General features: G+C 73.2%; 15 protein-coding genes. 7 read left to right on the forward strand and 8 right to left on the reverse strand.

What is annotated here, in order from left to right; translation table 11 throughout:
* Window positions 1-48: 48 nt before the first annotated feature.
* Window positions 49-1464 carry a D-alanyl-D-alanine carboxypeptidase/D-alanyl-D-alanine-endopeptidase gene (gene dacB, locus ABZS42_RS08500; protein ID WP_355143371.1) on the reverse strand — a complete coding sequence of 472 codons (1416 nt, stop codon included), beginning with the start codon at window positions 1462-1464 and terminating at the stop codon, window positions 49-51.
* Between the two features lie 611 nt (window positions 1465-2075).
* Between dacB and ABZS42_RS08505 the strand changes: the two genes are divergently transcribed.
* Complete coding sequence (locus ABZS42_RS08505; protein ID WP_120680093.1) at window positions 2076-2582, forward strand: inorganic diphosphatase; 507 nt, start codon at window positions 2076-2078, stop codon at window positions 2580-2582.
* Between the two features lie 34 nt (window positions 2583-2616).
* On the opposite strand, the gene eccD is transcribed toward ABZS42_RS08505, so the two are convergent.
* Window positions 2617-4014 carry a type VII secretion integral membrane protein EccD gene (gene eccD, locus ABZS42_RS08510; protein WP_355143296.1) on the reverse strand — a complete coding sequence of 466 codons (1398 nt, stop codon included), beginning with the start codon at window positions 4012-4014 and terminating at the stop codon, window positions 2617-2619.
* Window positions 4015-4115: 101 nt separating this feature from the next.
* Here eccD and eccCa point away from each other — a divergent pair, with 101 nt between their 5' ends.
* The 3 genes from eccCa (at window position 4116) to ABZS42_RS08525 (ending at window position 10291) form a co-directional block, all read left to right on the forward strand.
* A complete protein-coding gene (gene eccCa / locus ABZS42_RS08515) occupies window positions 4116-8108 on the forward strand; it encodes a type VII secretion protein EccCa (protein WP_355143297.1) in 3993 nt (1330 codons plus the stop codon).
* Window positions 8109-8183: 75 nt separating this feature from the next.
* A complete protein-coding gene (gene mycP / locus ABZS42_RS08520) occupies window positions 8184-9515 on the forward strand; it encodes a type VII secretion-associated serine protease mycosin (protein ID WP_355143298.1) in 1332 nt (443 codons plus the stop codon).
* 41 nt (window positions 9516-9556) lie between these two features.
* Window positions 9557-10291, forward strand: a complete 735-nt coding sequence (locus tag ABZS42_RS08525) for a phosphatase PAP2 family protein (protein ID WP_355143299.1) — start codon at window positions 9557-9559, stop codon at window positions 10289-10291.
* A 79-nt stretch (window positions 10292-10370) separates the two neighbouring features.
* On the opposite strand, the gene ABZS42_RS08530 is transcribed toward ABZS42_RS08525, so the two are convergent.
* The 6 genes from ABZS42_RS08530 to ABZS42_RS08555 all read right to left on the reverse strand — a co-directional run bounded on the left by ABZS42_RS08530 (window position 10371) and on the right by ABZS42_RS08555 (window position 15646).
* Window positions 10371-11549, reverse strand: coding sequence for a MarP family serine protease (locus tag ABZS42_RS08530; RefSeq protein WP_355143300.1), 1179 nt, complete (start codon window positions 11547-11549; stop codon window positions 10371-10373).
* A 63-nt stretch (window positions 11550-11612) separates the two neighbouring features.
* The gene (locus ABZS42_RS08535) at window positions 11613-12305 is read right to left on the reverse strand and encodes a CoA pyrophosphatase (protein ID WP_355143301.1); all 693 of its coding nucleotides are present in this window, start codon (window positions 12303-12305) and stop codon (window positions 11613-11615) included.
* Window positions 12302-12949, reverse strand: a complete 648-nt coding sequence (locus tag ABZS42_RS08540) for a TlpA disulfide reductase family protein (protein WP_355143302.1) — start codon at window positions 12947-12949, stop codon at window positions 12302-12304. The genes ABZS42_RS08535 and ABZS42_RS08540 overlap by 4 nt, the downstream gene beginning before the upstream one ends.
* Window positions 12946-13767 (reverse strand): endonuclease III, encoded by an 822-nt coding sequence (gene nth, locus ABZS42_RS08545; RefSeq protein WP_355143372.1) that lies wholly within the window; start codon window positions 13765-13767, stop codon window positions 12946-12948. Before nth ends, ABZS42_RS08540 begins: the two co-directional genes overlap by 4 nt.
* Window positions 13764-14927, reverse strand: coding sequence for a CapA family protein (locus tag ABZS42_RS08550; RefSeq protein ID WP_355143303.1), 1164 nt, complete (start codon window positions 14925-14927; stop codon window positions 13764-13766). Before ABZS42_RS08550 ends, nth begins: the two co-directional genes overlap by 4 nt.
* Before the next feature lie 56 nt (window positions 14928-14983).
* The gene (locus tag ABZS42_RS08555; RefSeq protein WP_355143304.1) at window positions 14984-15646 is read right to left on the reverse strand and encodes an adenosylcobinamide amidohydrolase; all 663 of its coding nucleotides are present in this window, start codon (window positions 15644-15646) and stop codon (window positions 14984-14986) included.
* A 216-nt stretch (window positions 15647-15862) separates the two neighbouring features.
* On the opposite strand from ABZS42_RS08555, the gene ABZS42_RS08560 reads away from it, so the two are divergent.
* From ABZS42_RS08560 to ABZS42_RS08570, 3 genes are all read left to right on the forward strand, one after another.
* Entirely contained in the window at window positions 15863-16540 is a 678-nt protein-coding gene (locus ABZS42_RS08560; protein WP_076467173.1) for a Crp/Fnr family transcriptional regulator, read from the forward strand.
* A gap of 114 nt (window positions 16541-16654) precedes the next feature.
* Complete coding sequence (locus ABZS42_RS08565) at window positions 16655-17398, forward strand: metallophosphoesterase family protein (RefSeq protein WP_355143305.1); 744 nt, start codon at window positions 16655-16657, stop codon at window positions 17396-17398.
* A gap of 649 nt (window positions 17399-18047) precedes the next feature.
* Window positions 18048-18653 (forward strand): TetR/AcrR family transcriptional regulator, encoded by a 606-nt coding sequence (locus ABZS42_RS08570; protein ID WP_355143306.1) that lies wholly within the window; start codon window positions 18048-18050, stop codon window positions 18651-18653.
* Window positions 18654-18659: the final 6 nt, after the last annotated feature.

Here is an 18659-nt window from a genome sequence, read left to right on the forward strand (position 1 = left end):
GGCCGGCGATCGGAGACGGTCGTGCTCGTTCTCGCCGCCGTCGGAAGCTCAGCGGCAGCCGCAGCTCGCGAGCGTGGCGGTGATACGGTCCAGCGCCACCCGGGCCGGGTCGGTCCCGTCCGGGGGTACCCGGTCGGTGAGCACCGCAAAGGTGAGCAGCCGCCCTTCCTTCGTGGTGACCAGGCCGGCGATCGCGCTCACGCCGGTCAGCGTTCCGGTCTTGGCCCGGACCACCCCGGCACCGCTCTTCGTGGCGGCGGTCTCGTACCGGTCGCCCAGGGTCCCGGACCAGCCGCCGACCGGCAGACCGCCGAAGATCGCCGCCAGTTCCGGATGGTCGCCGTTGCCGGCCAGCGTGATCAGGTCGGTGAGCAGCGACGGGCTGATCCGGTTGGTGCGGGAGAGGCCGCTGCCGTCGGCGAGGGCCAGTTCGTCGGCGTCCAGCCCCAGCTCCCCGGCCACCTGGTCCACCGCCGCCGCGGCGCCGACGAACGAGGCGGGCTGGTTGCGGGCCAGCGCGACCTGCCGGGCCAGCGCCTCGGCGAGGATGTTGTCGCTGTCGGTGATCATGATGTCGACCAGCCGGACCAGTGGCAGGGACTCGACCTTGCCCAGTTCCGTGCCCGGGCCGGCCGTGGCACCGGTCTCGGCGGTGGGCGCCGTGCCCCTGCTGACCGCGCTGGTCGGCACGCCGAGCAGCCGGGCGAACGCGCGGCCGGCGGTGAGGTCGGGCTGGGACACCCGAGCGGCCCCGTGCATACCTGCCTCGTAGTCCTTCTTCGCCTGTGGCACGTCCCCACGCGCGCCGTCGGCCATCAGGGCGGTGATGGGAGCGCCGTACCCGCTGATGTCCTCGTCCCAGCCCGGCTCGAGGGTAGGACCGGAGTAGAGCGACCCGTCAATGATCACCTTGGTGGGTTTAGTCCCACCGAGTGCCTGCTCGACCTGCTTGGCCAGATCGTCCAGGCGGGCTGCTCCCGGATAGAAGCCGTCCTGGTCGACGGCCAGCGTGATGTCGCCACCACCGACGATGACCACCTCGCCGGGGTTCGCCCCGGCGACCGCCCGGGTCGGGATCCGGTAGCCCGGCCCCCGCGCCGCCAGCACGGTGACCGCGGTGACCAACTTCGTCACCGATGCGGGCACGGTGCCGTCGTCCGCGCCCTGACCGAAGAGCGGCTGACCGGTGAGGACGTCCGCCACCGACACGTTCACCCGGTCGCCGAGGGCAGCCGCACGGACCAGCGGATCGAGGGCGGCACGCACCCCGTCGGGCGTGGGCTGGGGAGCGTTCGGGTCGACGCCGGCGAGCACGGCCGACGGCGTGGGATCCGCTGCCGCGACGTCGGTTCGCGTGTCGTCGGCCCCGCCGCCGAGCCAGTCGGCCACCGGACCGGGGCGTACCACCACCACACCCGCGCCGGCCAGCACGAGCAGGAGCACCGCGGCGAGCACCACCGGCAGCCGACGGCCGCGGGGTGCCGGGCCGGTCGCACCCGCGGCGTCCGGCGGGGCGCTGACCGGGCCGTCGGGATCGCCGCCCGCCCCGGCCGGGCCCGGGCCGGCGGGAGCGGCGACGGGAGGCACGCCCACACCCGCCCCGGCGTACTCCTGGCCGACCGGCTGGCGCTCACGACTCGGCCCGGCCGGCGCCGGGCTGGTCGGGATACCGGAGGTCGGAGCCGACCCGTCGGACGCCGTGGCCGGGAAGGTCGGCGGGACGATCGGCCGGTCCGGCCCCAGGGCGGGGAAGCGTCCTCCCGCAGGTGCGTGCGGGCCGGACGGCGCCTGATCGAACGACGGATCGGAGGTGATCCTCGGCCCCGTACCGGGCACGCGTACGCGCCCGGTGGCTCCACCGGAACCAGATGCTCCGGTACCGCGTCCAGACCCATCGTCCGGGCGGTAATGTGAATCATCCCTCCCCACGACCCCCTCCTCCCCTGCGGAAATTGGCTTGGGTGACACTACTTCGGTCCGAACACTATGCGGCGGTCGCGACCGGTGGGTGACATTCGCCCCCGGCGGTGCCGGCGATTCCGTTGGCCAGCGTGGGCAAACGAGGGAGCGTGCAGATGGATTTCGACGTCACGGTTGAGATCCCGAAGGGTCACCGCAACAAGTACGAGGTCGACCACAAGACCGGCCGAATCCGGCTGGACCGCACCCTCTTCACATCCACGCAGTATCCGGCGGACTACGGCTTCATCGAAGGCACCCTGGGCGAGGACGGCGACCCACTGGACGCGCTCGTCCTCGTGCCCGAGCCCACCTTCCCGGGCTGCCTGATCCGGTGCCGCACCATCGGCATGTTCCGGATGACGGACGAGAAGGGTGGCGACGACAAGGTCCTCTGCGTGCCCTACGAGGACCCGCGCCAGGAGCACCTGCGCGACATCCACCACCTGGGCGAGTTCGACCGGCTGGAGATCCAGCACTTCTTCGAGGTCTACAAGGACCTGGAGCCCGGCAAGTCGGTCGAAGGCGCGACCTGGGTGGGTCGCACCGAGGCGGAAGCCGAGATCCACGCCTCCTACCAGCGTGCCAAGGAGGCCGAGGAGCGCGGCGAAGGCCTGCACTGACCGCACCGAGACCCGCAACGGGCCCGGAGACTGCTCAGCCGAGCAGCCCCCGGGCCCGTTCGTACAGGTCCAGCACCGCGCAGGCCACCGGCACCACGGCCACCACGAGCGCCGTGTCGGCCAGGTCGGCGATCCGACCGAGGTACGGCGAAACGGGACGCCGGGCGTAGGTGGTGCCGGCGGCCACGGCGAGCAGAGCCACTCCCACCCCGGCCGCGGCCAGCCCCAGCCGACCCACGTCACCGGCACGGTCGGCGTGCACGGCGCCGAGCACGGCGTACCCGAGCAGGCCGCCGACCACCGGCGGCAGGCGGTGCCGGACCGCCACGAACAGCCGGGAGCGAAGCAGCAGGACCGCACCGGTGACCGCGACCAGCAACGCACCGGCGGTACCGCCCGTCACGGCCAGCACCGCCGCCGCCACGACGGCCAGCACGGCGTGCCCGAGCAACATCCCGGTGAGTATCTCCTCGGTGCGGGCCACCGCGGCGTACACCCGGCCCCGGTCGGGCAGGTCGCGGGCCGACGCTCCGCCGTCGCTCGGATTCGGCAGGGTGATCGGCGGCAGTGGCAGCTTGCCGAGCCGGATCGCCAACAGCGGAATCACCCCGACCGCGAAGACCAGCACGCAGAGCAGCACCGCGGCGGTCCCGGCCGGGCCTAACACCAGCCCGCCGAGGGCCGCTGGCGCGGCCACCAGCCCGACCGTGGCCCCGGCCACGAAGACGCGTAGCCGGCTCGCCACCCCGAGCAGGCCGAGCACCGACGCCAGCAGCAGGGCCACCGCGGCGGCCAGCATCTCCGCGGCGCCCATCCAACGCAGCGGCCCGAACGGGCCGACCGGGTCCCCCGAGCCGACCGCCAACGCACCGGCCGCGGCCGCGTACGGCAGGGCGTAGCCGCCGAGCGTCGCGGCGCTCATGCCGTCGCCGTGCACCCGGGACGCGATCGTTCCCGCGAGCACCAGCAGCAGCGCCACGACGGCCGCGGCGAGCCAGCCGGCCCGGTGCTGCGGGCCGCCACCGAGCAGGGCGAGCAGCCCGACGGCGAGCGGCACACCGGCACCGGCCAGTACGACCACCTGGGTGGCCGCCGACGACCAGGCCCCGCCCCGGCGTCGCGCGCCGTCGACGATCGCCTCGACCACGTCGTCGTACTCAAGTTCGGGCCAGTGCGCCCGGGCCGGGACCAGGTAGAGCACCTCGCCGTCGCGGACGCCCTGCGGATGCAGCGCCTGCGCGGTCGACAGCGCCGCCCCGTCGGTGCGCCGCAACACCCAGCCCTCGTGCCGCTCACCGTCGTCGGCCAGCCCGACACCTGCGTGCCTCAGCATCTCGGGCAGCAGCTCCGCGAGCGGGACCTGCTCCGGCAGGGCGACGTCCAGCCGCCGTCGCGGAGCGCTGATCGTGACGCGGGCCAGCGCGGTTGACATCGGCCTGTCTCCATATCGAGCGGAATCGGTGGCTGCGCGGACGACAGGACTTTACCTACGATGAGCCAGCTTCGGGTTACCGAGCGTTCTGGGGAGGGTCCTTGTCCACCGTCGTCGTCAAACGGCCGCCCCGCCGGCCGGCACCGGAGATCCCGGTCGGTGAGCTGCCCGTCGAAGCCCCACCGGAGATCCCCGCGGTGGCCGGCGGCCGCTGGCAGCAGCTGCTCATGCTGCTGCCCATGCTGGGCGGCACGGTGGCGATGGCGATGATGTTCGGCCGCGGCGGAGGCGCCTACTCGTACGTGGTGGGCGCGATGTTCGGGCTCTCCTCGCTGGCGATGCTGGTGACCTCGTGGGGCAGCGCGTCCGGCACGCCACGCAAGTCGGAGATGATGGCCGCCCGCCGGGAGTACCTGCGGCACCTGAGCTCCCTGCGCCGCCGGGTCCGGGAGACCGCCGAACGGCAGCGGGCCGGGCTCCACTACCGGCACCCCCACCCCCAGCGGCTCTGGTCGACGGTGACCAGCCACCGGGTCTGGGAGCGCCGCCCCACCGATCCGGACTTCGCGGTGGTGCGGGTCGCCGTCGGGCCGCAGACCCTGGCCACCCCGCTGATCCCGCCCGTGACCCGCCCACTCGAGGAACTGGAACCGATGACGGCGGGTGCTCTGCGCCGCTTCCTGGACGCCTACTCGGTCGTACCCGACCTGCCGGTGGCTCTCTCGCTGCGCAGCTTCGCCCGGGTCTTCGTACGGCAGGTCAGCGGCCCCGAACCCACCGACCGCACGGTCGCCGGCCCGGCGGCGGACGGCGGGCCCGGCCAAGGCGCGTCGGCCCGGGCGATGGTCCGCGCGGTCCTCACCCAGCTGGCGGTCTTCCACGCCCCGGAGGAACTGCTGATCGCAGTCTGTGCCGGCCCGGAGCGGCGGGCCGCCTGGGAGTGGGTCAAGTGGCTGCCCCACGCCCGGCATCCGGACCGCACCGACGCCCTCGGCCCGGTACGTCTGGTCACCAGCTCCGCCGCCGAACTGGAGGGGCTGCTCGACGAGGTGCTGGGCAGCCGCTCCCGGTTCAGCCCGACCAGGCCGGCCACCGAAGGGCCGCACGTGGTCGTCGTACTCGACGGCGCCGACCTCACCGGGGCCACCGACATGACCGGCGACAGCGGTATCGACGCGGTCACCGTGCTCGACCTGGACACTCCGCCACCCCGGCTGCTCGACCGGTATGCGCTCCTGCTCGAACTGCGCGACGGACGGTTGCACTCCTACTCGGCGGAGGGCCACGCCGAGGTCGGCCTTCCGGACCAGCTCGACGCGGCCGACGCCGAGGCGGTGGCCCGTCGGCTGGCCCCGCTGCGCCTCGCCGGCACGGCCCACGGCCCGGACGCCCCACTGCACGCCGAGCCGGGCCTGCCCGAGCTGCTCGACCTGGGCGACCCGCGAGCCTTCACGGTCGAGCAGGGCTGGGCGCCCCGTTCGGCGCGGGACCGGCTGCGGGTGCCGATCGGAGTGGGCGCCGACGGCGGCACCGTCGAACTGGACCTCAAGGAGTCCGCGCAGGACGGCATGGGCCCGCACGGGCTGCTCATCGGCGCGACCGGCTCCGGCAAGTCCGAGCTGCTGCGCACGCTGGTGCTGGGACTGGCCGCCACGCACAGCTCGGAACAGCTCAACTTCGTCCTCATCGACTTCAAGGGCGGCGCCACCTTCGCCTCGTTCGACCGGCTGCCGCACACCGCCGCCGTGATCACCAACCTGGCGGACGCCCTGCCGCTGGTCGACCGGATGGTCGACGCCCTGAACGGCGAACTGATGCGCCGGCAGGAGCTGCTCCGCCGGGCCGGAAACTTCGCCGGCGTGCGGGACTACGAACGGGCCCGGGCCGCCGGCAACGCCCTCCCGCCGTTGCCGTCACTGCTGCTGATCTGTGACGAGTTCTCCGAACTGCTCTCCGCCAAGCCGGACTTCATCGACCTCTTCGTGCAGATCGGCCGATTGGGCCGGTCGCTCGGCGTACACCTGCTGCTCGCCTCGCAGCGGCTCGAGGAGGGGCGGCTACGCGGGCTGGACACCCACCTGTCGTACCGGATCGGTCTGCGCACCTTCTCGGCTCTGGAGTCCCGGACGGTGCTCGGCGTGCCGGACGCCCACGAACTGCCACGCACCCCCGGGCACGGCTACCTGCGTTCCGGCACCGATCCGCTGGTCCGGTTCAAGGCCGCGTACGTCTCCGGCGCGCTGCCCCGCAGCGGCCCGGCGGCGGGTCCCGACCTGGACGGCTCACCTCGCCTGCTCGCCTTCACCACCCACTTCGTGCCGGTGCCCGAGCCGGACACGCAGCCCGCAGCGGCCGCCGAGGAAGAGGGCCGGGAGAGCCTGCTGGACCTGCTGGTGAACCGGTTGGCCGGCCAGGGATCACCCGCGCACCAGGTCTGGCTGCCGCCGCTCGACCAGCCGCCGGCCCTGGACGAACTGCTCGGCCCGGTCGGCGCGGATCCCGCGCGTGGCCTCACCACCGGCAACCCGGAGCTGCACGGCGCGCTCGGCGTTCCGGTGGCCGTGGTGGACAAGCCCTTCGAACAGCGCCGTGACCTGCTCTGGCTGGCGCTCGACGGCGCGGCCGGGCACGTCGCGGTGGTCGGGGCTCCGCAGAGCGGCAAGTCGAGCGTGCTGCGGACACTGATCTGCGCGCTGGCGCTCACCCACACCCCGGCGGAGGTGCAGGTCTACTGCCTCGACTTCGGCGGCGGCGGGCTGGCCACGCTGCGCGACCTGCCACACGTCGGCGGGGTGACCGGGCGGGCCGACCCGACCGCCGTGCGACGCACGATCGGTGAGGTCGCCACGCTGCTCGCCGAACGGGAGCGGCGCTTCACCGAACTGGGCGTCGAGTCGATGACGGCGTACCGGAAGCGGCGCGCCGCCCTGGCCGCCTCCGGCGAGCGGGACGTCGACCCGTTCGGCGACGTGTTCCTCGTCGTGGACGGGTGGACGAGCCTGCGCGCCGAGTACGACGACCTGGAGCCCCTGATCACCGAACTCGCCACCCGGGGGCTCTCCTACGGGGTGCACGTGGTGACCACCGCGCTGCGCTGGTTGGACTTCCGGCCCGCGATCCGGGACCTCTTCGGATCCCGCCTGGAGCTGCGTCTCGGCGACCCGAACGACTCGCTGGTGGCCCGCCGGGCGGCGGCGAACGTGCCGGAGAAGGCGCCGGGGCGGGGCGTGACCGCCGGGAGTCTGCACTTCTTGACGGCCCTGCCCCGGCTCGCGGGTGCGGACACCGTCGACCTCGTCAAGCAGGTCGCCGGAGCGTGGCCCGGCCGGCCCGCCCCGCGGGTACGGCTGCTGCCGCCGGTGCTTCCGTACGCCGACCTGGACCTCGCCGCGACGACCGGGCTGCGGCTGCCGGTCGGGATCGCCGAGGCCGACCTACGACCGGTGGTGCTCGACTTCGCCGCCGAACCGCACTTCGTGGTCTTCGGCGACGCCGAATGCGGCAAGTCCTCGTTCCTGCGTGCGCTGGGCGCAACCATCACCGCCCGGTTCACCCCGGAGCAGGCCCGGGTGATCCTGGTCGACTACCGGCGCAGCCTGCTCGGCGCGATCGCGACGGACCATCTGATCGGTTACGGCACCGCGGCCGCGCACACCGCCGAACTCGTCGAGTCGGCCGCCGGCTACCTCGCGCGCCGGATCGCCGGACCTGAGGTCACCTCGCAGCAGCTCCGCGACCGCTCCTGGTGGTCGGGGCCGGAGCTGTTCGTGCTTGTCGACGACTACGACCTGGTGGCGACGGGGCCGACCAACCCGCTGCACGCCCTGGCGGAGTACCTGCCGCAGGCCCGGGACATCGGCCTGCACCTGGTGCTCGTCCGCCGTTCGGGGGGCGCCGCCCGCGCCCAGTACGAGCCGATCGTCCAGCGGCTGCGGGAACTCGCCACGGCCGGACTCGTCATGGCGGGCAGCCCGGAGGAGGGGGCGCTGGTCGGGCCGGTACGCCCCGGGCCGCTGCCACCCGGGCGTGGTCGGCTGGTCACCCGTCGGGAGGGTGTGCGCCTGGTCCAGCTGGCACACCTGCCGGCACCGTGAACCGTCTCCCCGGATCGTCCCTCGATCAGGGCGAGAACCGGTAATCTCCGATCGTTGTGGTTCGGCAGGCGACGAATGGCTGAGGATGTGACTGGGGTTCGGCACAGCTGCCCGGCAGCGGTCCGGCGGGTGGCCGGCCGGGCACTGCTCGGCGTGACGGCAACCGTCGTCGCCGTGGCCGGTCCCGCGGTGCCCGTGGCGGCCGCGCCGGTCCACGCGAGCGCGGTCGCCGGCACCCCGTTGGCGTACGTGCCGGACGAGGCGCCGGACCGGCCGGACCAGATCCGTGACGAGCAGTGGCAGATCGACGAGTTGAACGCGGCGACCGCCTGGCGCACCTCGACCGGGCGCGGCGTCGTCGTCGCCGTCGTCGACTCCGGGGTGGACGCCACTCACCCCGACCTGGTGGGGCAGGTGCTGCCCGGATACGACCTGGTGTCCCCGGGTGGCGCCCCGGAGGCGGACCCGGTGGGCCACGGCACCACGGTGGCCGGGCTGATCGCCGGCCGCCGGGACGACAAGCAGGGCGTGGTCGGTCTCGCGCCGGACGCACGCATCCTGCCGGTCCGCGTGCTCGACGACGAGAACCGGTACGACGACGCGCTGATCGTGGCCCGCGGGGTCCGCTGGGCGGTCGACCACGGCGCGCGGGTGATCAACCTGTCGCTCGGTGGCAGCGGTGACAGCCCCGCTCTCGCCGCCGCCCTGGACTACGCCTTCGCCCGCGACGTGGTGGTGGTGGCCTGCACCGGCAACGTCGCCAGCTCGACGACCTCCGAGGTCTGGTACCCGGCTCGGGAGCCGGGCGTGATCGCGGTCGCCGGCCTGGAGCGCAACAGCGAGAACCTCTGGTCCGGTTCGATCACCGGCCGGGAGGCCGTGCTGTCCGCGCCGGCCACCGGGCTCGTCGGCGCCCGTCCGGGCGGCTACTGGCGGGTGCAGGGCACCAGTTTCGCCGCGCCGCTGGTGTCCGCCACCGCGGCTCTCGTCCGCTCCCGCTACCCGCAGATGTCGGCCGGTGACGTGGTGAACCGGCTGATGTCCACCGCTCGCGACCTCGGCCCGACCGGCCGCGACGACCGCTTCGGCTTCGGTCTGGTCGACCCGGTGGCCGCGCTCACCACCGACGTGCCGCCGGTGACCGGCAACCCGCTCGACGACAACGCCTCTCCCGGCGTGGTCGGCTTCGGACCGGCGCCGGGTCGCGAGCAGAGCGACCGGGCGGCCGGCTTCGGCGACCCGCTCGGCCACAACGTTCCGCAGCAGCAGACCCGCTGGACCGCCCGCCCGGCCGGCAGCCAGGACGACTCGGCACCGGAGCGGCTCTGGACCGGGGCCGCCCTCTTCGTGGCCCTACTCACCGGGGCGGCGCTGATGGTCCGCCGGCTGCGCCAGCAGCACCGCTGAGACCGCGGCTGATCGCCCGCCCGGTTGGGTAGAACGACGCCATGAGTACGACCGGCCCGCGCACTCTCGCCCCCGGCGACGCCGTGTCGTGGCGGCGACGCCGACTCGACCCGGTCCAGCCGCGCGGGCTGCGGCTCACGCTGGCCGTGGCGGCCGCGTTCCTGGTGCTGGCGCCCTTCACGTCGCTCGCCCTGCTCGTGCTCGGCGCGTGGCCTCCGCTGCACCGGATGGACGTTTCGGTGACGGAGGCGCTGCACGGCTACGCGCTGGAGCATCCCGGCTGGGTACGGCTGACGAGCGTCTGGACCGAGGTCTTCGCGCCCATGCCGCTCCGCGTCGCCGCCCTGGCTGTCGTGGTCTGGCTGCTCCGTCGGGACGCCCGCCGGCTGGCGCTCTGGGTCGCGGTGACCATGCTGGCGGGCGGGCTGCTCGGCGCCCTGCTCAAGCTGCTCGTCGCTCGGGACCGGCCGGAGCTGCTGGATCCCGTCGCCCGCGCGGTCGGGTACGCCTTCCCGTCCGGGCACGCGCTCAACGCCGCCTTGGCCGCCGGGGTGCTGCTGGTGGTCTTCCTGCCGCTGGCCCGGCGGCGGGCGCAGCGTGCGGCGCTCTGGGCCACGGCGTTACTGCTCGCCGTGTTGACCGGGGCGAGCCGGGTGGCCCTCGGGGTGCACTGGACCAGCGACGTGATCGGCGGATGGCTCCTCGCCGCGGCCGTCCTGGCGGCCACCGCCGCCGGCTTCACCGTCTGGCAGCACGCCCCCGCGAACCGCCACTGACCACAGGCCGCGGCTCCCCTTCCCGCGGACCCGCTCGCCGCCCTGTTTCCGCGTACGAGGCCGGGTCAGGGGGTGGGGGTCAGGTGCATTCGCCGGTGTCGACGGAACGGGTGCGTTGGGCGCCTGCCAGCGCCACCGGGCGCGCCTCTGCCGAGGTCACCGCAAACCCGGTGTTGGGGTCGTCCGCCGCCGCCGCGAAGATCACCCCGAGCACCAGCCCGTTCGCGGAGACCAGCGGCCCACCGGAATTGCCGCTGCGGACCAACGCACGGATCGTGTAGATCTCCCGCGTCACGTCTCCGGACGAGTAGATGTCGGGCCCGGTGATCCGGTCCACGTCGCGGACCCGGGCGGACTGCGCGTTGTACGGCCCGTCGAGCGGAAAGCCGAGCACGATGGCGTCCGCGCCGGTGCCCGCGTTGCCGGCGGCGAACCGCATGGACGGGCCGGGCAGCCCCGGCACGTGCAGCACGGCGAGGTCCCGGTCCGGGTCGTAGGCGACCACGTCACCGTCGTACCGGTCGCCGCCGAGTTCCACGGCCACCGAACGGGTGCCGGCGACGACGTGCGCGTTGGTCATCACCCGGTCATCGGCGTACACGAAGCCGGAGCCCTCGATGCGGCGGGAGCAGCTGGGCGCGGAGCCGAGCACCTTGACCACCGAGCGCTGCCCGTTGACCACTACCTGCGAGCCGGCGAGCGCCGGGTCGGGCGGCTCCACCTGCCGCGCCCTCGTCGGCGCGAGGTCGCCGAAGACGTCCGGGAAGCCGTTCGTGTCGACGGTGTCCCGCAACGCGGTGGAGAGCCGCTGCGCCTGGTCGGGCAGGACCCGGTCGACCACGTTGAGCAGGGCGCTGTTCCGCACGGAGGAGGCCAGCCAGGGCAGCGAGGACGAGCCGAGCGGCACCGCTACCAGCCAGGCGACCAGGAGCACCGCGAAGAGGGAGACGAACGCGCCGCCGACGTCGTCGATCTTGCGGAAGACGGAACCGGTGATCGCGGCCCGAAGGTTCGATCCCAGCCAGCCGGCGAGCGCCTGCCCGGCCACGGCGAGACCGAAGACCGCCACCAGGGAGATCAGCACCCGGATGCCGTTGTCGACGAACTGACGGGCGAGTATCGGCCCGGCCTGGAGCCCGATCAGCGCGCCGAGGAAGAACCCGGTGAACGACAGGATTCCGATGACAAAGCCCTGTCGGTATCCGCTGATCGCGAACACGAGAATGAGCAGCAGCAGAACGAGATCGACGGCCGACACGCGTCAAGCGTACGGGCCAGGGGCCCGTCGGATGACCACCGCTCGCGGAAGGTGACCGTGCGGTCAGCGTACGGACGTCTCGTCGACCTCGTCGGTGCCCGCGGAAGGGGCCGGCGTCGCCCCGGTGGGCGGCAGCTCGACCATCCGCCCCGGGCCCCACGGCCTTGACCAGCCGCCCAGGTCGAGCAGGGTGCTCAGCACCCCGGCGGTGAAGCCCCAGACCAGCATGCCGTGTACGGCGAAGGCCGGGCCGATCCAACCGCTGGGATGGCGTACGCGCACCCGGTTCGCCGGGTCGACCAGTTCGGCGATCGGCAGCCGGGCCACGTGTGCCACCTCGGCCGGCTCGCAGGGGTGCACCGGGTGCGGCGCGTGCCACCAGGCGAGGACGGGGGTCACCACGAAGTCGCTGACCGGGATCCAGAGTTTCGGCAGCTCGGCCAGGACGGTGACGCTGCGCGGGTCGAGGGCGACCTCCTCGTTCGCCTCGCGCAGCGCGGTAGCCCGGACGTCGGCATCCTCCGGGTCCGCGGCCCCACCCGGGAAGGCGGGCTGACCGGCGTGGGTCCGCAGGGTGGCGGCCCGTTGCAGGATCAGCACGTCCGGGCCGGTGTCGGCCTGCTCGCCGAGGAGCACCAGGACGGCGCTCTCCCGCCCGCCGGTCTCCGGCGTCGGCAGCCGGGTGAAGTCCTCGGCCCGGGCCGTGCCGAGCCGGTCGAGCAGCGGCGCCATCCACTCCGGCGGTCTCCGGGTCACGCCGGCACCGCCACCCCGAGGTGCTCACGGACCAGCTCGCCGAGGCTTGCGTCGTCCAGCGCGCCGGACGCGTCGGTGTACACGACCCGGCCCTGCGTGTCGACGAGGAGGGTGAGCGGGAAGGCGTTACGGTTCAGCGCCCGTTGCAGGGCCGTCCCCTGGTCGACCAGCATCGGGAAGCCGACGCCCAGGTCCTCGCCGATGGACTGGGCGGCACTGCGGCTGTCCTGGCTGTTCACCCCGATCACGTGGATCCGGTCACCGGCCCGCTTGCTCAGCCGCTGGAAGGCGGGCAGCTCCTTGCGGCAGGGCGGGCACCAGGACGCCCAAACGTTGATCACGGCGGGTCCGCGTACGTCGCGTAGGGCGACCGGCGCCCCGCCCGTGAAGCAGGCGAGGGTGAGCTCGGGCAGCGGATCTCCGTTCGCGGCGGCGTTCGACGCCTCCGCACCGGCGCTCGACGTCCCCGCGCCGGCGATCGGGGTCACGGCCGCCGGGGTGGTCAGCCTCGCGCAGTCCTCGAACGGTGACGGCCGTTCGGCCCGCGGCCGGGGCGGCGCCGGTTCCTCCGTGCCGGTGGCGGTGCAGCCCGCCGCGGCGGCGACCAGCAGGGGCAGGAGCAGTACGGCGATACGGCGATTCATGACACCTCCGCGGTGACCGCCTGGACCGGCACCAGCTGCGGGTCGATTCCGGCGGCGACCGCCAGCTCACGGGCCCGGGGGCCCTTGAGCAGCTTGACCGCGACTGTCGGATCGGTCGGCCCGGTGCCGTACGACGGGCAGAGCTTCGCCAGCGTGCAGGCCCCGCAGGCGGGCTTGCGCGCGTGGCAGACGCGACGGCCGTGGAAGATCACCCGATGGGAGAGCATGGTCCAGTCACGCTTCTCGTAGAGCGCGCCGACCGCATGCTCGATCTTGACCGGGTCGGTCTCGGACGTGAGCTGCCAGCGGTGCACCAGTCGCTGGAAGTGGGTGTCGACGGTGATCCCGGGCACGTCGAACGCGTTGCCGAGGATGACGTTGGCGGTCTTGCGACCGATCCCGGGCAGCGCCACCAGGTCGGCCATCCGGCCCGGCACCCGGTCCTCGTGGCGTTCCACGAGCGCCTGTCCCAGCTTGATCAACGAGTCGGTCTTGTTGCGGTAGAAGCCGGTCGGCCGGATCAGCTCCTCCATCTCCGCCCGGTCGGCAGCGGCGTACGCGGCGGCGGTCGGGTAGCGCACGAAGAGCTTCGGGGTGACCTCGTTGACCCTCTTGTCGGTGGTCTGCGCGGAGAGGATCGTGGCGACGGCCAACTCCAGCGCGCTGGAGTGGTCCAGTTCGCAGTGCGCGTCGGGATGGGTCTCGGCGAGCACCCGGCCGATCCGCCGAGCGCGCCGCTTCCGCCCGAGGTCGGTCTCGCTGGCACCGGGGGAGCTACGGGTCACGACGGCCAGCGTACGTCGCCGGACGGGGGTCAGGCGTCAGGTGGTGTGATCTTGCCGGCATCGTCGAGGCGGGCGCCGGTCTTGGGGAAGTCGCTGCGAGTGAGCTGCTTCACCAGGCCCAGCCCCCGGTCGTCCGGGTCGAGGGTCGGCTTGCCGGCCCCGTTCATGTACGTCGAGGTGAACGAGCCACCCGCCCAGCTGCCGTCGGAGCGCAGCGACACCTTGAGCACGCCACCCCAGCCGAGACGACCGTTGTTGCTCAGCGAGTTGCCCCCGCCCGCGAAGTTCCCCAGGCTGTACGCGATCAGCCGACCCTTGTAGAACTCCATCCCGCGCAGCACGTGCGGGCCGTGCCCGACGATCAGGTCGGCCCCGGCGTCGATCATCGCCTTGGCGAACTTGATCGGATCGCCCCGGTTCTCCCCCAGGAACATCTCGGTGCCGGGCCGGACCCGGGTCTTGTCCGAACCCTCGGCCCCCATGTGCACCTGCACGACGACCAGGTCGGCCATGGTGGCCGCCTTCGCGACGACCTTCTTCGCGGCGGTGATGTCCACGACACTGTTGGACCAGACGTACGACGAGAAGCCGGCAACGGCGATCTTGACGCCGTTGCTCTCGACGACGGTGATCTCGTCCGGCGCGCCGGTGTGCGCCAGGTCGTACTTCTCCAGGGACCGCTGGGTGTTCTCGTAGCCCTTCGGGCCGTAGTCGTAGCCGTGGTTGTTGGCCTGGTTGAGCAGGTCGAACCCGGCGTCGCGCAGGTGGGTCGCGTACTCCGGCGGGGCGCGGAACTGGAAGCAGCGGGTGGAGTCGGCACCGCACTTGCCGGTGCCCGTGTCCACGGTCAACGGCTCTTCCAGGTTGCCCATCACCACGTCGGCGGCGAGCGCCTTGGTGACCGAGGCGAAGAAGCCCTTGCCGCCGTTGGGGGGCAGCCGGTTCGGCGCGTTACCCATGATGATGTCGCCGGTCGCGGAGAGCGAGACGATCTCGCCCGCCTCCGGGGAACCACTCGCCGAGGGGGTGGTCACCGGCGCACCGGTGGCCCCACCACCCGCACCGGCCTGCCAGACGGGAGCGGCGACGGTCTCGGCACAGCCCGCCACGAGCAGGGCGAGCAGCGCGCCGAGCACGAGGGTGGTCCGGCGACGGTATGAGGGGAGGCGCGAGGAGCGCGCGGCAGCGTACATCGCTGGCGACCCTACCGGGACGGTTTCCCTGATACGACGGCCGATCGGACGGAAGTTCAGCCGTTCAGTCGGTCTGACCAGGGCACGACGGTGCCGGAGCCGCCGGCGAGCACGGCCGCGTGCACCGCACGGGCGAGCGGCGCACCCCACGTCGAGCGGGGCCCTCCGTAGGCGGATTCGGGGCCGTCGACCGGGCAGAGAACGGCGACCGCGTCCGTCGGGGTGCCGGTGGCCGCCAGGCCCAGTTCCGTGATCGCCTGCGCCTTCGCCTCGGTCGCGGTGGCGACCGCGTTGACCAGGGCGGCGTCGCTGAGCCGCACCGGCACGTACACCACGATGTTGACCGTGCCGACCCGCTCGCCGACCGCCACCGGCGCCGGCTCGGCGGCTCGGATCGGGGTGCCGAGCCCGACCGTCGCCCAGGCGCGCACACCGCCGTCCGTCCGGGCGATCAACTCGGCGACGTCGACACCGGTCAGCAGCCCCACCCCGGGCCCGTCCAGCCCGAGCCCGTGGGCGAGCGCGGCCAGGTGGTCCGCCGGGTCGTCCCGGTCGTACGACATCGGCACTGTCGCGTTCAAGACCCAGTGGCGTACGCCGATTCCGCCGCCCAGCGACGCGGAGCTCACCGCGCGCAGCGGGTGGGTGGCCCGCCAGACCAGCATCGGTACGTCGAGCCCGTCCTCGTGGCGGGTGGTCAGCAAGGGCTCACTCAGCACCCGGTGACCCTACGGCCCGCCCGGATGCCGGCCGCGCCCGCGGCGCGGCGCGGGTGACCTTCTGGCCAGGCAGTACGGGCGGATTACGCCCAACGATCACGTTTCCAGGGGCGACCTCTGATTCCCGCTCACGTGCGCCTAGACTTGTCGGCGCGCGAGGGACCAGCGGACGGCGGACCCGGCCGAGGGACGGCAGCGCGCAACCGGAGGTGCGCGATGGACGAGGTACTGGCCCGCAGCGGGATCTTCCAGGGTGTCGACCCGGAGGCTGCCGAGGCGCTCGCCAAGGAGATGGAGACGATCGAGGTCCGCAAGGGCGAGGTCGTGTTCAACGAGGGCGAGCCCGGCGACAGTCTTTACATCCTGCTGTCCGGCAAGATCAAGGTTGGCCGCCGTGCGGCGGACGGCCGGCAGAACCTGATCGCGGTGATGGGCCCGTCGGACATGGTCGGCGAGTTGTCACTCTTCGACCCGGGCCCGCGCACGGCGACGGCTACCGCGGTGACCGACACCCGCCTGGTTCGACTGCGCAAGCAGGCGCTGCGGCCGTGGCTGGCCAACCGGCCGGAGATCGCGGAGCAGCTGCTCCGGGTGCTGGCCCGCCGGCTCCGCCGGACCAACGACTCGCTGGCCGACCTGATCTTCACTGACGTACCGGGTCGCGTGGCGAAGAACCTGCTCCAGATGGCCGGGCGCTTCGGCACCCGCGACGGTGGCGTGCTGCGGGTGACCCACGACCTCACCCAGGAGGAGATCGCCCAGCTCGTCGGCGCCTCCCGGGAGACGGTCAACAAGGCGCTGGCGGACTTCGCCTCGCGGGGCTGGCTGCGCCTGGACGGCAAGAGCATCATCATTCTGGACCCGGAGCGCCTGGCCCGCCGCGCCCGCGTCTGACTCTGGCCGCTACGGCCCGGACCGCGTTGCAGGTTCGGGCCGTTTTGGCGTGCGGCCTGTCTGCCCGGCGCAGAATCCCTGGATTTCGCCCGGACGGGTGGCCACGCTGTGGCGATGCTGACCAACGTCGCCGTCCTCTCTGACATCCACGGTGTGCTTCCCGCCCTGGAGGCCGTGCTGGCCGAGCCGGAAGTGGCGGCCGCCGACCTGATCGTGCTCACGGGTGACATCGCCGCCGGTCCACAGCCGGTCGAGGTGCTCGACCGGCTGGCCGATCTCGGCGACCGGGCCTGCTGGGTACGCGGCAACGCCGACCGGGAACTGGTGGAGGCACGCGCAGGGCACCGCCTTCCGATCGAGGTCTCGAACTGGGCGGCGGATCAGCTCCGCGACGATCAGGTCGACCGGCTGGCGGAACTGCCCCGCACGGTGACGCTCACCATCGACGGCCTGGGTCCGGTGCTCTTCTGCCACGCCACACCTCGGGACGACGAGGAGGTCGTGCTGGTCGACACCCGGATGGCGCGCTGGGCGGAGGTTTTCGCCGACGTGCCGGCAGAGGTACGCACGGTGGTCTGCGGACACACCCACATGCCGTTCACCCGGCTGGTCGACCGGCGGCTGGTGGTCAATCCCGGCAGTGTCGGGATGCCGTACGGCGGGCCCGGCGCGTACTGGGCGCTGCTCGGTCCGGGTGTGCAGCTGCGCCGCACCGACTTCGACGTGGACGCGGCCTGCGCCCGGTTGGCCACCGAATCGACGTACCCGGACGCCACCGGCTTCGCCGACGAGTACCTGCGCTCCCGGCACAGCGACGCCGACGCGCTCGCGGTGTTCGCCCCCCGCGACGGCCGCTGAGCGGGCCGGCCCCAGCTCCCTCCGAACAGCGCGCCGGACGACCCGACGAAGGGCGTAGGGACATGGTGCGAGCCGCCTTTGGAGCTGAATCGTCTACGACATCGGACCGGGGCCGGAGGGCCGGGGCCGGAGGGCCGGGGCCGGGGGCCGGAGGGCCGCGCGGGGGCCGGAGGGCCGGCCGGGGGCCGGGGAATCTCCTGCCGTCCCAGGCCTACGGCGTGTGTCAAAGTCTTCGGTCGAGCCGAGGCGGAGTCCAGGCGGCGGTCCGCCAAGGCGGGGATTCGTTCCGGATACCGGTGTTGTATCCGGACGAGCGTCGACGCCGCCGGCCGGCCGCAGGCAGCGCCGGCCACGCCAGGGCAGCACGGCCACACCAGGGCAGCACGGCCACGACGTTGCGGCACCGCCCACGGCGAGGCAACACCACCAAAGGCGAAGCAGCACCGTCAACGGCTAGGCACACCGGCCACGGCAGGCCGCTGACCTCCCAACGGCTGCGCGCTGACTCGCCTACGACATCAGTTCCAAAGGCTTACACAGCAGCACTCGGTCTCGGGCGGCGCCGACCGGTGATCCGCGTGGACGGGCCGACCGCACTGACGAAAAAGTCAAGCTTGACTGTTTGTTTCGTGACCGGCACGCTGTCCCCGTGTCCGCCGCATCGATCCGCGTCCCTCAACAGGAACGCAGCCGCGCCACCCAGGCACGACTGCTGGAGGCGACCGTCGAGTGCCTGGTGGAGCACGGCTGGGCGGGCACCACGACCACCCTGGTCGCGGCGCGGGCCGGGGTTTCGCGCGGTGCGCAGCTGCACCACTACCCGACGAAGGCCGCCCTGGTCACCGCGGCCGTCGACCATCTCGCCGAGCGTCGCGCGACCGAACTGCGTGCCGAGGCGGAGGCGCTACCGACCGGGCCGCAGCGGCTCGACCGGGTGATCGACCTGCTCGGCGTGGCGTTCACCGGTCCGCTCTTCGTGGCCGCCATCGAACTCTGGGTAGCCGCCCGCACCGATCCAGAGCTGCGTCGGGCCCTGGTGCCACTGGAGGCCCGGGTGGGCCGGGAGATGCACCGGCTCACCGTCGCACTGCTAGGCGTCGACGAGCGACGCCCCGGCGTACGGGAGGCGGTGCAGGCCACCCTGGACCTGCTCCGCGGGCTGGGCGTGGCCAACCTGCTCACCGACGACACCGTCCGCCGCACCGCCCTGCTCACCACCTGGAAGCAGCAACTCTCCACGCTCCTCACGCCCTGACCTGCC

Origin of the sequence: Micromonospora sp. NPDC005367, from assembly GCF_040606825.1 — a bacterium.
GTDB lineage: Bacteria > Actinomycetota > Actinomycetes > Mycobacteriales > Micromonosporaceae > Micromonospora.